This is a genomic window from Pontibacter vulgaris (assembly GCF_022758145.1).
In the GTDB taxonomy this organism is placed as follows: domain Bacteria; phylum Bacteroidota; class Bacteroidia; order Cytophagales; family Hymenobacteraceae; genus Pontibacter; species Pontibacter vulgaris.
On sequence record NZ_JAJVDH010000003.1, the window covers coordinates 432870 to 447336 of the forward strand.

At 46.0% G+C, this 14467-nt stretch carries 11 protein-coding genes; 5 read left to right on the forward strand and 6 right to left on the reverse strand.

The annotated features are described in order from the left end of the window. Positions 1-92 precede the first annotated feature (92 nt). Positions 93-1487 carry a dihydrolipoyl dehydrogenase gene (lpdA, locus tag LWP20_RS07215; protein ID WP_242927448.1) on the reverse strand — a complete coding sequence of 465 codons (1395 nt, stop codon included), beginning with the start codon at positions 1485-1487 and terminating at the stop codon, positions 93-95. Between the two features lie 209 nt (positions 1488-1696). Here lpdA and LWP20_RS07220 point away from each other — a divergent pair, with 209 nt between their 5' ends. After that, complete coding sequence (locus LWP20_RS07220; RefSeq protein WP_242927449.1) at positions 1697-2305, forward strand: tetratricopeptide repeat protein; 609 nt, start codon at positions 1697-1699, stop codon at positions 2303-2305. Positions 2306-2563: 258 nt separating this feature from the next. Here LWP20_RS07220 and LWP20_RS07225 read toward each other — a convergent pair whose 3' ends face one another. Next, complete coding sequence (locus tag LWP20_RS07225) at positions 2564-3886, reverse strand: M23 family metallopeptidase (protein WP_242927450.1); 1323 nt, start codon at positions 3884-3886, stop codon at positions 2564-2566. 278 nt (positions 3887-4164) lie between these two features. On the opposite strand from LWP20_RS07225, the gene fabG reads away from it, so the two are divergent. The 4 genes from fabG (at position 4165) to LWP20_RS07245 (ending at position 8516) form a co-directional block, all read left to right on the forward strand. Then, positions 4165-4911, forward strand: a complete 747-nt coding sequence (gene fabG, locus LWP20_RS07230) for a 3-oxoacyl-[acyl-carrier-protein] reductase (RefSeq protein WP_242927451.1) — start codon at positions 4165-4167, stop codon at positions 4909-4911. Positions 4912-5062: 151 nt separating this feature from the next. Further along, entirely contained in the window at positions 5063-7144 is a 2082-nt protein-coding gene (locus LWP20_RS07235; protein WP_242927452.1) for a VWA domain-containing protein, read from the forward strand. 108 nt (positions 7145-7252) lie between these two features. Further along, positions 7253-7846 carry a GNAT family N-acetyltransferase gene (locus LWP20_RS07240; RefSeq protein ID WP_242927453.1) on the forward strand — a complete coding sequence of 198 codons (594 nt, stop codon included), beginning with the start codon at positions 7253-7255 and terminating at the stop codon, positions 7844-7846. Positions 7847-7898: 52 nt separating this feature from the next. Further along, positions 7899-8516 (forward strand): pseudouridine synthase, encoded by a 618-nt coding sequence (locus LWP20_RS07245; RefSeq protein ID WP_242927454.1) that lies wholly within the window; start codon positions 7899-7901, stop codon positions 8514-8516. Positions 8517-8605: 89 nt separating this feature from the next. On the opposite strand, the gene LWP20_RS07250 is transcribed toward LWP20_RS07245, so the two are convergent. The 4 genes from LWP20_RS07250 to LWP20_RS07265 all read right to left on the reverse strand — a co-directional run bounded on the left by LWP20_RS07250 (position 8606) and on the right by LWP20_RS07265 (position 14282). Then, positions 8606-10270 carry a M1 family metallopeptidase gene (locus LWP20_RS07250; protein ID WP_242927455.1) on the reverse strand — a complete coding sequence of 555 codons (1665 nt, stop codon included), beginning with the start codon at positions 10268-10270 and terminating at the stop codon, positions 8606-8608. A 155-nt stretch (positions 10271-10425) separates the two neighbouring features. Then, on the reverse strand, positions 10426-13353 hold the full coding sequence (locus tag LWP20_RS07255) for a VPS10 domain-containing protein (RefSeq protein WP_242927456.1): 2928 nt from the start codon (positions 13351-13353) through the stop codon (positions 10426-10428). A 264-nt stretch (positions 13354-13617) separates the two neighbouring features. Continuing rightward, positions 13618-13818, reverse strand: a complete 201-nt coding sequence (locus LWP20_RS07260) for a helix-turn-helix transcriptional regulator (RefSeq protein WP_242927457.1) — start codon at positions 13816-13818, stop codon at positions 13618-13620. Beyond that, complete coding sequence (locus tag LWP20_RS07265) at positions 13815-14282, reverse strand: hypothetical protein (RefSeq protein WP_242927458.1); 468 nt, start codon at positions 14280-14282, stop codon at positions 13815-13817. The genes LWP20_RS07260 and LWP20_RS07265 overlap by 4 nt, the downstream gene beginning before the upstream one ends. Positions 14283-14467 lie beyond the last annotated feature (185 nt).

Below are 14467 nucleotides of genomic sequence, written 5' to 3' on the forward strand. Positions count from 1 at the left end.
CTGCAAGGCAAGTATAATTTCTGAAAAATAAATAAACAAAAAGGCCCGGCTGGATAACCAGCCGGGCCTTGTGCTATAACTATAAGTATAACTTACAAGTGAATTACTTCGCCGTAGGCAGCTGCAGCAGCTTCCATAATGGCCTCGCTCATGGTAGGGTGTGGGTGAACCGCCTTGATGATCTCGTTGCCGGTAGTTTCCAGTTTGCGGGCTACTACAACTTCTGCAATCATTTCGGTTACGTTTGCACCAATCATGTGCGCGCCCAGGAACTCGCCATACTTGGCATCGAAGATAACTTTCACAAAACCATCTTTAGCACCGGCAGCGCTTGCCTTACCAGATGCAGAGAACGGGAACTTGCCAACTTTAATTTCCAGGCCTTGCTCGCGGGCAGCTTTCTCCGTTAAACCAACGGAAGCGATCTCAGGAGAGCAGTACGTACAACCCGGGATGTTGCCATAGTTAAGTGGCTCCGGATGGTGGCCGGCAATAGCTTCCACGCAGATAATACCTTCGGCAGAAGCAACGTGCGCCAGCGCAGGGCCAGGAACAATGTCGCCGATCGCGAAGATGCCATCCACATTTGTTTTGTAGAACTCATCCACGATAACGCGGCCTCTGTCTACTTTAATACCCATTTCTTCGATACCGATGTTCTCCAGGTTTGTCTGGATACCAACCGCAGAAAGTACAACCTCAGCTTCCAGCGTTTCTTCGCCTTTTGCAGTCTTAACTCTTACCTTGCTGATGTCGCCGTTTGTATCAACAGACTCAACAGAAGCATTTGTCATAATGTTAATGCCGGCTTTCTTGAAAGATTTCTCCAGCTGCTTCGATACTTCTTCGTCCTCTACAGGCACAATGTTCGGCATATATTCCACAACAGTTACTTTCGTACCCATTGCATTATAGAAGTATGCAAACTCAACACCAATAGCACCAGAACCAACCACAACCATAGATGCAGGCATTTTATCTAATGACATAGCCTGGCGGTAGCCGATGATCTTTTTGCCATCAATTGGCAGGTTAGGAAGCTCGCGCGAACGGGCACCTGTTGCCAGAATGATGTTGGTAGCTTCCACGATATCTTTTTTACCATCAGCATCGGTAACTTCTACTTTCCCTTTGCCTATAACTTTACCTGTACCAAAAATAGAATCGATTTTGTTTTTGCGGAACAGGAACTGAATGCCTTTGCTCATGCCATCGGCAACACCGCGGCTACGCTTAATTACAGCACCAAAATCTACAGAGGCCTCGCCAATGCTGATACCGTAGTCGGCAGCATGGTTGATGTACTCGAACACGTTAGCGCTTTTAAGCAATGCTTTTGTAGGAATACAGCCCCAGTTAAGGCAGATACCACCTAGCGACTCACGCTCGATAACACCTACTTTCATACCAAGCTGCGAAGCACGAATGGCTGCTACATAGCCGCCCGGGCCGCTACCAATCACTACTAAATCGTATTTTGATGCCATAATGTCTTTTTTAAATTGCTGGACAAAATTAAACGATAATCCCAACTTAGCAAAACATGGTAGCTACACTATAAAGGGGTACACTTTAGCATTAAGGCAGTAATAACATAGGATGAAAAGAGGAATTATATCCAAATTATAAATTTTACTTTTATCATTCTATTGATATTCTGAATTTTAAGCCGCCAAAGTACCTTTAAACCGATTGCATGAGAAAACATTTACTTATTATTTTACTCTTCCTGGTTTCTTTTTCAGCCTTCTCACAGAAGTCGGCTAAAGACTATTTTATGAGTGGAAACCAGAAGTTTAAAGCTGGGAAATACGCCGAAGCCATTAAAGACTATAACCTGGTACTTAAACAGGAACCAGAGCATGTAACCACACTTACCAACCGCGGTGTGGCCAAAGACCGCCTGCTTGATTATCGCGGCGCTATCGAAGATTTCACAAAAGCCATTGCCCTAGATCCCAAACACGCTGAAGCCTGGACAAGCCGTGGCCTATCGAAGTATAACCTGAAGGATTACCGGGGCGCCATCCTGGATTATGACAAAGCCATAGAGCTGAACGCAAAAGATGCTAAAGGCTATAATAACCGTGGCCTTGCCCGCTATGGTTTAAAAGATTATCGCGGCGCTATTGCAGATTATACAAAAGCCATTACCTTAAAGCCTGATTATGCCGAAGCATTTTACAACCGTGGCGCTCCAAAGTATAACCTCGGCGATAAAGCCGGCGCCTGCACCGACTGGACAAAGGCGAAGGCAATGGGCGTAAAAGAAGTAGACCAATATCTGAAAAATTACTGCCAGTAAGATTTTATACTTTTAAACTATAGAAGCGCAGGCCAACAGGTTTGCGCTTTTTTGATTTTTATAGTATACATACATCTGCACATTGCTCTTCCAAACTTCCAGGCTCGGGAATTTCCTGCTTAGGACATCCTTATACCTGTAGCTCAAACGTGGAAGCCGGAATTGCAACAGAAATCACAACAAAACCTGATTCGGACAAAAAAAGAAAGGCGCCACGCAGCGCCCTCCTTCTTAAACTAACTACTGAATACATACTTATTACGATCCAGCTGTCTTTTTATTATCTTCTGTTGCCAACAATTGCTGAGGTTTGGCAGCATCATAGTTCAATGCCTCCATTTTCTCAACAGTCTCCTCTTTTAAAGAAGCAAAAGCAGATTTGTTTTTCCTGTTGATAGGCTCTGCTAAAGGCAGTTTCACACGAAGTGCATCTACCTGCTTTCCGTTTTTCCAGAATCTGTAGCAAAGGTGCGGGCCGGTTGCCAGGCCGGTGCTGCCAACATACCCTATAGTTTGCCCCTGCCTTACGCGCGAACCTCTACGGATGCCTTTTGCAAATTTAGACATGTGCAGGTACTGGGTGGTATAGGTTTTATTGTGCCTGATTTTCACGAAATAACCATTGCCGCTGGTATATGCAGCTTCCTGTACTACGCCATCGCCTACAGTACGAATTGGGGTGCCGCGGCGGGCTGCAAAGTCGGTGCCCAGGTGTGGTTTGTAGCGCCTCTGCACCGGGTGGAAACGGCTTTTAGAGAAACGGGAGCTAATGCGGCTGAACTCCAGCGGCTCACGCAGGAAAGCTTTTTTTAAACTTTTACCATCCTGGTCATAATACCCTGTGCTGTTTCCTTGTTCAAAAGCGATGGCAAAAATCGGTTCACCTTCATGCTCAAAGTATGCTGATTTGATCTTACCGAATCCTATCGGATTGCCGTTTACCAGTTTTTCTTCATATACCAGTTTAAACTTATCGCCGGGCTGAATGCGGTTTAAGTCGAGGCGCCAGGCATAGATATCGGCAAAATGGTTTACCAGTTGCGCCGAACCACCTGCTGCAAGTATGGCATCGAATAAAGAGTTTTCAATTACGCCTCCAATCATGCGCTCTACTACTTCTATGGCCCGTTTTTCTTTTGTAACCGCCAATTCGCCCCGCAGGTCGTAGATCACATACTCTATGTCATTGGGTTCATAAACAAAAAATTGCGCTGTCTGGGCAGAGTCGCGGGAGTGCAGGATAGTATAGTTGCGGTTAGCGCTGATGCGGCGCACATTAAATACGCTTCTGGCTTTTCGCGATAACAAATCAATTGTAACGGGATTGATATTATAGTTCTGCAGTATCTGGGAGAGATTTTCGCCGCGCTCTACAGTGCCTTCTACAATTTCAAGCGAATCGGTTGGGATGCCGTAAACAATGGGTGCGGGCTTTTTTACGGCTACTGCGCTTTCTTCTGCTGAGGTTTCTTCACGCTTTAAAACCCTGTCGGAATTAAAGTTTACTGTCTGTGCTGCTGTAATAAAAATAAAGAGCGACAAAGCGATCAGGATGGCTAGTCCTACACTGCGTTTGAACATTACTGGGTACCTTAGAATTAAACTTGCCGCGAAAATATGTTTTATCCGTTAAAAATAAAAATCACCAACTCCACAATATTCACATTACAAACGAGTTGCAAACAAATCATTCCAAACAATTTTAGCACAAAGTGCAATTTACTCAAACGTGCAATTTTGTACTTTAACATCTTTCACACTAGTTTAACCAGCTAAACTTCAGCAGTTTACATTTTACTGTACTTGCTAAATCCGATACTTCGTTCGCATTTATAAAATCTTTTTTAACTTTGGCCACCATGAAGACATTAGAAGGAAAAGTAGCCCTGGTAACAGGAGCATCAAAAGGAATAGGCCGCGCCATCGCACAGCAGTTTGTGGAGGCAGGTGCACAGGTAGCATTCACCTACTTATCAAGCGTTGAAAAAGGCCAGCAACTCGAGCAGGAGCTTTCTGCAAACGGTGGCAAAGCAAAAGGTTACCGCTCCGATGCGTCAGACATGGCGCAGGCAGATAAGCTGATCGAAGATGTAATGGCTGATTTCGGAAAGATCGATATACTGGTAAACAACGCCGGTATTACCCGCGATGGCTTGCTGATGCGCATGAGCGAAGACCAGTGGGATGCGGTTATCAATACTAACCTGAAATCTGTTTTCAACCTGACCAAAGGCGCTACCAAACATATGATGCGTGCCAAGTCGGGTTCTATTATCAACATTACCTCGGTGGTAGGTATAAAAGGCAACGCCGGCCAGGCAAACTATGCGGCTTCTAAGGCTGGCAGCATCGGCTTTACAAAATCTGTAGCGCTGGAGCTGGGCTCACGTAACATCCGTTGCAACGCCATTGCCCCGGGCTTTATCGAAACTGAAATGACCGGCGAGCTGGATCAGAAAGTGGTTGATGAGTGGAGAAAGGCGATTCCGTTGAAGCGTGGCGGTACGCCGGAAGATGTGGCAAAAGCTGCCGTATTCCTGGCTTCTGACGATTCTGCCTACATTACCGGCCAGGTACTGCAGGTAGACGGCGGTATGCTGACCTAATTTTAAATAAAGAATTTTGAATGAGTGAATTAAAATCGCTCTGCAATAAATTTTACAAGACCAATGCTGCAGCTTTTGCGTTAGTAGCATTGGTCTTTTTCTTTTATCTTTAACTATAAAGTTCACATTCATCATTCATACTTTGTAAAGCGTGCTGTCTATTAAGCTGATAACCACTTACTCATCCTGGCTTATACTTGCCTGCCTGGCAGCGGGTGTGTTGTATGCATGGCTGTTGTATAGCAGGAAGTCGCCGTGGCCCCAAAGTATAAACTATGCCCTGGCCGCATTGCGCTTTGTAGTGGTAAGTTTTCTGAGCTTTCTGTTGCTGGGGCCGCTGGTGCGTTATATTTCCAACACTACCATAAAACCAACTATAGTTTTTGCGGTGGATAATTCGGAATCAGTAAAACTTTTCTCCGATTCGGTACAGTTACGCCAGGCACAGCAGGGCTTGCAGCAACTGCTTACCAAACTGGAAGACAAAGGCTATACTACCCAGGTGCGCGACCTGAATGCTTCTCAAAAGAAAAAAGACCTGCAGCAGCTTACTTTTACCCAGAAAGCCACAAACCTGGGCCAGCTACTTAACAATGTACGGGATGATTTTCAGGAGAAGAACCTGGCAGCGGTAGTATTGCTTTCGGATGGCATTATTAACCAGGGCACCTCTCCTACTTACGCCAACTACAAGTATAAAATTTACCCGGTTGCCATGGGCGATACCGTTCCGAAAAAGGATGTTATACTTGCCTCCTTGCGCTACAATAAAGTAACCTATAGCGGCAACCGTTTTCCGTTGGAGGCCGAGCTGCAGCAGGAAGGTTTCGGAGGCAAAACAGCTACCGTGCTGCTAAAAGAAAATGGCAGAATAGTAGACCGCAAAACTGTAACTATAAACCCACGCCAAACCATACAGCAAGTCCCTTTCCAGGTGATGGCTAGTGGAATTGGCAAGCGCCATTACGAAGTACAGGTACAGCCGCAACAGGGCGAGTTTACCACTATCAACAATACCAAGCACGCTTACATAGATGTGGTAAAAGGCAAAATAAAAATACTTGTTGCCGCCGCTTCGCCTCACCCGGATATTAAAGCCTTGCGCGCCGCCATCGAGTCGAATGAGAATTATGAAACAACCCTTTTTATACCTGGCCTCACTCCTTTTAAAACACAGGATTACGATGTAGCGGTATTGCACCAGCTACCGGGCCGCGCCTCCGGAGGCGAAGCAGCTTTAAACTTTGTGCGACAGAAAAAAATACCTGCATTATACATACTTGGCCCGCAAAGCGACATCCAGGATTTTAACCGGCTTCGGGTTGGTGTAAGTATAAATGGCGGCGGCAGCACCGATGATGTTACCAGTGTTGTAAACCCGAATTTCAGCACTTTTAAGCTGGCAGATGGCTCCACAGAAAGGCTGCAGCAATACCCACCGGCAAGTGTACCCTATGGCAACTATGAGCTCACACCAAATACCGAAACCGTACTTTACCAGCAAGTGGGGCGCGTGAGAACAAACAAACCGCTGCTGGCTGTGCAAACCGCCGGCGATAATCGTACTGCCACCTTACTGGCATCGGGCACCTGGCAGTGGCGCATAACTGAGGCTGCCCACCACCAGAACACCAGCGTATACGACAAGCTTATCACAAACCTGATTCAACTATTGAGTGCGCCACGGAACAAGAAACGCCTGAACGTATACCCGGTGCAGAACGAGTACACCAGCTCGGATGAGATACGGTTTGAAGCCGAAGCTTATAACGAAGCCCTCGAGCCAATTTACGGGCAGAACATTACACTTAAAATCTCAACTGAAGAAGGCCAAACCAGGACGTTTACCTTTGCTAATGGCGAAAACCAGGCCGGTGTTGACATTGGCTCTTTACCGGGCGGGCGGTATACATATGCAGCCACGGCACGCATAAACGGGCAATTACAACAGGATAAAGGCGAGTTTATAGTGGAAGAACTACAGCTGGAAGCACTAAATGCCGTAGCCGACCATAACCTGCTTTACCAGCTTGCCAGCAACACAGGCACCAGGTTATACTACCCAACGCAACTGCAACAACTCGAGCAGGACCTGCTGAAAGATGAGCCGAAGGATGTAATTTATAGTTCTGAAGAGCTGAAGGATGTGGTAGATATGAAGTGGCTGTTTTTCGTAATTCTGGCTTTGGTTTGCATAGAATGGTTTGTGCGCAAGTATAACGGTAGTTATTAGCAAGTATAAACTGTTAACGAGCGATACATCAACCACATAATCTACACGCAACCACGAATTTATAGTATAGAAAACTTCATCAGATTATTAATCCTGAACTTTATTCAAGTGAAAGCCACAGCCCCTAAACCTGTTATTTTAGAGACCAAACGCCTGTACCTGAGCGAGCTGAGCCCTGAGGTTTATACTTACCTGTTTACTGCCTGCAGTGATAGCGAAATTATGAATTACCTGGGCTTAAAAACGGATGCGGAACTGGCTGAAGAAAAAGACAAGTATAACAAAGGCTTGACGACCTATTTTCATACTTTCAAGAATTTCCGGTTGCTGCATAAAACTGATGGAACCGTGCTTGGTAAATGCGGTTACCATACCTGGATTGTGACACACCGCCGGGCTGAAGTGGGGTATGCACTTATCGGCGATGAACATAAACAAAAAGGCTATATGACCGAAGCCCTGGGCCCTATACTGGCTTATGGTTTCGAGGAGATGGGGCTGCGCCGCATTGAGGCTTATATCGCCGAGTATAACATTCCTTCAAAAAAATTACTGGAGCGCTTCGGGTTTCAGCAAGAAGGCGTTGCCCGCGAACATTACGTGGTAGATGGTGTGAACGAGGAATCTGTTTCGCTATCTCTTATTCGCCCGGAGTACGACCAACTGAAAAGCGCCTGGAACCTGAAGTATAAAGTGCGCTAAAGTATAATCCGGAATAAGGCCCTACCTTTGTAATTTATAATCAGTAATTCTTTTGAAGTATATCATCCTGAATAAACCTTACGAGGTACTGACACAGTTTACCGACGAGGCCGGACGCGCCACTCTGAAAGACTATGTGAAAGTACCCGGCATTTACCCGGTTGGCCGCCTCGACTACGATAGCGAAGGCCTGGTACTCCTTACCGATGACAAAACCCTGCAACACCGCCTCTCCGATCCCAAATTCAAGATCGAGAAAACATATTGGGTACAGGTAGATGGCATACCGACTGAGGAAGCGTTGGAAGAACTGCGCCGCGGGGTAAGTATAAAAAATGTAAAAACTGCTTCTGCCAAAGCACGTGTTTTAGAAGAAGAGCCGCAGGTATGGGAGCGATCAAAGCCTATTCGCTTCCGCAAGAACCTGCCAACCAGCTGGGTCGAGATCAAAATATCACAAGGTATGAACCGCCAGGTGCGCCGCATGACAGCTGCCGTAGGTTACCCTACCCTGCGACTTATACGGCCAAGTATAGGCCCCCTTACGATCGGCGATTTACAACCAGGCGAATACCGGGAACTTACGCCAGACGAGGTGAATAAACTGAAAGCCGTTAGTGGGAAAAGCGAAAAAGCTACTTATCGTCCCCCATTTAAGCGCAGGTTTTAAAACCTAAACTACAGTTAAAGTATAAAAGCGATTTGCCACACATACCAATGCTGCAGCAAATCGCTTTTATACTTTATACTTCCGGGCTACTAATTACCGGCCACTTTACCCGAGGTTACATAGAAGTTTTCGTCTACTTTCAGGTTTGGCCTTTTACCTGCTTTTATTTCTTTCCAGGCGGTAGTTGGCTCCAGCATGGTTTCTTTTCCGTTCAGGTATACCCTTACAGGCATGTCAAAACCTTCTACGGTATTGGCCCAACGGTAACTCAGATTCTTGCCACTGATCTTATACTCCAGTTTAGGAATGCGTACATCGCGCAGGTACTGATCGAAAACCGGGGTTAAGTTACGTCCGATCTGCTTGCTCAGGTAGTTTTCTATTTGCTGTGTGGTTACCGTCTGGTGGTAGAATTCCTGGTTAAGGCCGCGCAGTATTTCACGCCATTTTTCATCATTGTTAAGCAGATGGCGTAAGGTATGCAGCATGTTCGCTCCTTTCGGGTACATATCGCCGGAGCCCATGTTGTTTACATTATAGCTGCCGATTACCGGGCGGTCGTTCTGGATATTGGCACGCGTACCTATAATGTATTCGTTAGCCGCTTTTTTACCAAAATGATAATCCAGATACAGGCTTTCTGAATAAGCGGTAAAGCTTTCATGTATCCACATATCTGCAATATCCTTGTAGGTAATATTGTTGGCAAACCACTCGTGCCCGGACTCATGTATGATAATGAAGTCGAACTTCAGGCCCCAGCCAGTTCCGCTGAGATCTTTGCCTAAATAGCCATTTTTATACTTGTTGCCATACGTTACCGAGCTCTGGTGCTCCATACCCAGGTAAGGCACTTCTACCAGTTTATAGCCATCTTCATAAAACGGGTAAGGTCCGAACCAATGCTCAAACGCTTTCAGCATCATGCCTACCTGCTTAAACTGCTCTTTCGCTTTATCGAGGTTATACTTTAGTACATAGTAGTTGCAATCCAGGTCGCCTTTCTCGCCTTTATACTTCTCTCCAAAATGAGCATAATCGGCAATGTTCACGTTCACGCCATAGTTGTTGATCGGGTTTACGACTGCCCAATGGTACGTTTTAGTACCATCCTTATTCTCATTCACACCACGCAGCCGCCCGTTCGATACATCCATCAAATCCTTTGGCACTGTTACACTGATCTTCATGCTGTCGGGCTCGTCGTACATGTGGTCTTTGCAAGGCCACCACATGCTAGCACCATCGCCCTGGTTTGAGTTGGCTATAAAAGGTTTACCGTTAGCATCTTTCTTCCAGGTAAGGCCGCCGCTCCAGGGTGGGTTTGTGCTTACCTGCGGCTTGCCGCCATAGTATACCTCCACTTTATTTAGGGCTCCGGCCTGTTGCTTTTCAGTGAGTTTTACAAAAAAAGCATTCCCATCGCGCTTAAACTCCAGTGGCTTCCCGTTCTGAGTTATCTTCTGAATGTTCATGGGCTCCTGCAAATCTATCTGCATGAGTTGGTTGGGCGTAAGCACTTTGTATTGAATGGTGTTCACGCCTCGTATGGTACTGTCAGCCGGATTTACCCTGACATTAAGGTCATAATGTGTTAGATCCCACCAAACACGCTCAGGCGTAATAGCGCCGCGCAAAGTATCTTGCCGGGTAAACTGTGTCGTTTTTTGTGCCTGCACTGAAGCGGCGGCTGCAAGTATAAAGCCAGCTGCCAATGCACCTTTCAGCAATCCAGGAGTAAGGCGGTTTTTCATAGTTTGATTGTATGGAAAGTATAAAGTATAAGCTTATGGTTAACAATATAAGAAATTACTGCTTTATTTAATTTGGCAGGCACAGTTCTATTTTAACGAAACAACAAAGGCAGCCTTACGGGCTGCCTTTGTTGTTATATAAAGTAAGTATAAACTTAGCCTCTGGTTCTTACTTCAGGAGCTTTGATAGTGAATTCCTGTGTCTTTTTAGTACCATTGGTTTCTACTTCTATGGTATACTTTCCAGGTTGCAGGTAAATTACTTTATTGTCGGCTGGCGTTACTTTTAAAGGTTCGTCGCCTTCTTTTTTAGCGGCATTCAGTACCGTTTCGTACGCTTTAGCATTGGCTTCGTCTACAGATAAATTGTAACTCACATAGTTCAGGCCTTTTTCACTCTCATCTTTCAGTTCTTTCAGCAACTGCCCTTTATCCGATTTAACGCGGATAATGGTAGTACCCGCCGCTGAAGTATAAAAAGGAACAACCAGTTCCGGCTCAGTTACCTCACTCCAGGCACCTCTTTTCTGACCCCAGTTTGTGGCATAACCAACCGGTTTAAAAGCGAAAATATGCAGGTTCTCCTTCATTAATTCCGGCGAAAGTTGCTGCAGGTGCTCTACCGGCGCTATGTAGATAGAACGACCATGCGTGGCTACTACCAGATCATTTTCGCGCGGGTGAACCACCAGATCGTGCACGGAAACGGCAGGCAGGCCATTGCTCATGGCCATAAAGGTTTTGCCTCTGTCCAGAGAGAAGTATAAGCCGTGGTCGGTTCCAACATACAGTAGGTTCGGGTTTTTAGGATCTTCCTTTACCACGTTGATGGCTTCGGTTGGCAGGTTGCCGCCAATACGTTCCCACTTTTTGCCGTTATCATCGCTCACATACAGGTAAGGCGTGAAATCGTCGAAGCGGTAACCGTTCAGCGAAGTATAAACACGATCCTGCTTGTGCGCAGAGGCCACCACCGTAGACACCCACAGGTTTTTTGGGAGCTTGTCCGAAATTTTGGTCCAGGTATATCCCCCATCTTTTGAAGTATGAATAAGGCCATCGTCAGAGCCGGTATACAGCAAGCCAAAGCGCAGCGGCGATTCGTCTATACTTGTCAGGGTGCCGTAGCCCACATCACCTTTGCGGCCGCCATTGGTCAGGTCACCCGAAAGGGTTTCCATGTCTTCGCCCTTCTTCATGGAGCGGTGAAATTTGTTCGAGCCGAAGTATAAAATATCCTGGTTGTGACGGCTCAAAAGTATAGGCGACTCCCAGTTAAAGCGTAGCGGTGTTTCGCCCAGCTTATGCGTAGGTTTGATGAATGTACGCTCGCCGGTTTTGGTGTTATAGCGGGAGTAATTACCATATTGTGATCCGTTGTAAACGGTGGCATTATCGCGCCAGTCAACCTGCACCATCATGCCATCACCACCGCCAATGCGCTCATACGGGTACTTGCCGCGGCTTGTCCAGTCAAGGCTATACTTGTAGTTGCTCGGGCCAACCCAGGTGCCGTTGTCCTGCAAACCACCATACACGTTGTAAGGCTTGGCCATATCTACTGCAATAGAGTAGAACTGCCCTACCGCCGGGTTATTGGCGTAAAACCAGGTTTTGCCATCGTCATAGGTTATATTAATGCCACCATCGTTGCCGTTTATAAGGTAACCCGGTTTATCAGGGCTCACCCATAATGCCTGGTGGTCAGAGTGTACGTTATCGCCTTCTATACTTCGGAAGGTTTTTCCACCATCATCTGAAGTCAGAATAGGCACACCAAGTATGTAGATTTTATCAGGGTTGTGCGGTGCCACACGTACCACGCCAAAGTAGTAACCATAGCTGGAGTACATGTCGTCAATGTAGCTTTCGTGGGTTTTCTTCCAGGTTTTGCCGCCATCATCGGTTCGATATACTTCGGCACCTTTTACTTCTGTTTTATGGCGCTCAGCCAATGGATCTGTGATATAATCCGACAACGCAGCAGGCTTTAGCGTGCCACTTTTTACCATCGCTTTCAGGCTTTTGGCAGTATACTCGCGCGGAAAACGGTTCTGGTCCAGAAATGCGTTCAGGCTTTTGTCATCCAGTTTCTGGAATTCTTCTGCTGTCATACCTGCAAACAGGTCGTTGTCCAGCATTTCGGGTTTGTCATCTTTCTTTTCAACCGGACGGCGGTCATAGTTATCCACCAAAGCATACATTGTGTTCGGGTTGCCCGGGAACAGGCTCAAACCAATGCGTCCTACGTTTTCATTGTCGGGGAAGCCACTTCCAGCGGTGCTGATGTCGGTCCAGGTGTCGCCGCCATTTATGGATTTGTAAATGCCCGAAGATTTACCGCCTTCCACAAAATCCCAGGCACGGCGCTCGCGGTGCCACATGGCTGCATATACATTGTTTGGGTTTTTCGGGTCTACCTGCAGGTCGATGGCGCCGGTGTTAACGTCGCTGTACAATGTCTTTTTCCAGGTTTTGCCGCCATCCGTGGTTTTGTACACGCCTCGCTCTTTGTTAGGGGAGTACAAATGGCCTAAAGCTGCCACCCATACAGTGTTCGGGTCGGTCGGGTGCACGATGATCTTGCCAATGTGGTGCGTATCATCGAGGCCCATGTGCTGCCAGGTTTTACCACCATCGGTGCTTTTGTACACGCCCACCCCTGAATAGGACGAGCGGCTGGAGTTAGCCTCACCTGTACCTATCCAAATAGTTTCCTTGTTGTTCCAATCCACGGCAATATCGCCGATCGTCATAACAGCCTGCTCATCAAACAAAGGCTCAAACGACTGCCCGTTGTTTGTAGTTTTCCAGAGTCCGCCGGAGGCATAGGCTGCATAAAAAACAGTAGGGTCTTTCGGTGAAACCTCAATATCGGTGATGCGGCCGCTCATAATGGTTGGGCCAATGTTACGAAGCTTCAGGTTGCCGGCCAGTGAGTTTTGCTCCAGTTGCTGCCTTTTCTGGTAGGCTTCCAATCTGTTTTTTGCAGGTGTTGCCGTAGGCTGCTTCGTTTTTTTCTGAGCCTGTACAGCCCCACCAAGAGCTACCAGCAGCGCTACCAAAAGTATACGTTTTTGCATTTTATGAAATTGGGTGATAAGTATAGTTTGACTTTTTAAAGCTAGGGATTTATGCTTGAAATTTGAATTTACTTTGTACTATACTTTCCGACAGTTACTCATACTCCGTCTAATTTATCTATTTCAACTTATACTTTGGTAGCTTAATGGCCGTAAGGACTCCTCATAATTTTCCCGTTTAAACTTAATTATTCATCTCAGTTTTGTTCTCCCTCGCCCCACACAGATATAGAAATGGGATATTTGTCCCGGCTACGTTATAAATTAATCTTCCTCGCTCAGCTGAAAAATCTCTTCTACTGGTTTGCCAAACAGCTTTGCAATTTTAAGAGCCAGCACCGTAGAGGGCACATACTTGTTTGCTTCCATGGCGTTTATAGTTTGCCGGCTTACCCCTATTTTTTTGGCCAGGTCTTCCTGCGTAAAGTTGTGGATAGCACGTTCTACTTTTATACTGTTCTTCATGCTACTGCCTTTGCTGATTTGTAAAGTATAAAGTTGAAACGCACCAGGAAAATGAACAGCAATGTGAACATGTTAAAGATCATGATCTGGTAAAAGCCTAAACCATAAATGAAAAGGATGGAGAAGAGCAAAAAACCATAGTTAATGTAAGTGGCCCAAAGCAAAGACTCCAGCCTGATCTGGGCAATGTATTCGTCTTCGTCTTTCTCTTTGGAGAAAGCAGCCAGCAAACCACCTATAATTGCGGCAACTCCCACTAGCTCGTCAAACACATCATTCTTTACCAGCATCATTACCTTGTTTGCTTCAAACAGACCTCCATCATAAATGGCAAAAACCGAGGTTTCCCATTTAAAAGGAGTATAATCGAAGAGTGTGATCAACAGCCCAAGTATAAGGGCCGGCACAAAAAGCATCCACCCGATCAGCTTGAAACGGTGCGGAAAAAGAAAACGGTTGTTCATAGGTATATCTTGTATTAAAATTTGATATAAATGTAAACAATGTTTTACATTTAGCAAGTATACCTTACATAATGTAATGTTTATTTTACATTAACGACCCACTATTTAGTGTCAATTCACTTTAATTTTAAGTGAACTTGAAAGAAATATTAACGTCAAGAGTCCAAGCTTTACAGCTTCGGCTC

Coding starts and splice junctions, on each gene's coding strand:
- fabG (WP_242927451.1), top strand. CDS start 4,165: ATGAAGACATTAGAAGGAAAAGTAGCCCTGGTAACAGGAGCATCAAAA.
- LWP20_RS07225 (WP_242927450.1), bottom strand. CDS start 3,886: ATGTTCAAACGCAGTGTAGGACTAGCCATCCTGATCGCTTTGTCGCTC.
- lpdA (WP_242927448.1), bottom strand. CDS start 1,487: ATGGCATCAAAATACGATTTAGTAGTGATTGGTAGCGGCCCGGGCGGC.
- LWP20_RS07265 (WP_242927458.1), bottom strand. CDS start 14,282: ATGAACAACCGTTTTCTTTTTCCGCACCGTTTCAAGCTGATCGGGTGG.
- LWP20_RS07250 (WP_242927455.1), bottom strand. CDS start 10,270: ATGAAAAACCGCCTTACTCCTGGATTGCTGAAAGGTGCATTGGCAGCT.
- LWP20_RS07255 (WP_242927456.1), bottom strand. CDS start 13,353: ATGCAAAAACGTATACTTTTGGTAGCGCTGCTGGTAGCTCTTGGTGGG.
- LWP20_RS07220 (WP_242927449.1), top strand. CDS start 1,697: ATGAGAAAACATTTACTTATTATTTTACTCTTCCTGGTTTCTTTTTCA.
- LWP20_RS07260 (WP_242927457.1), bottom strand. CDS start 13,818: ATGAAGAACAGTATAAAAGTAGAACGTGCTATCCACAACTTTACGCAG.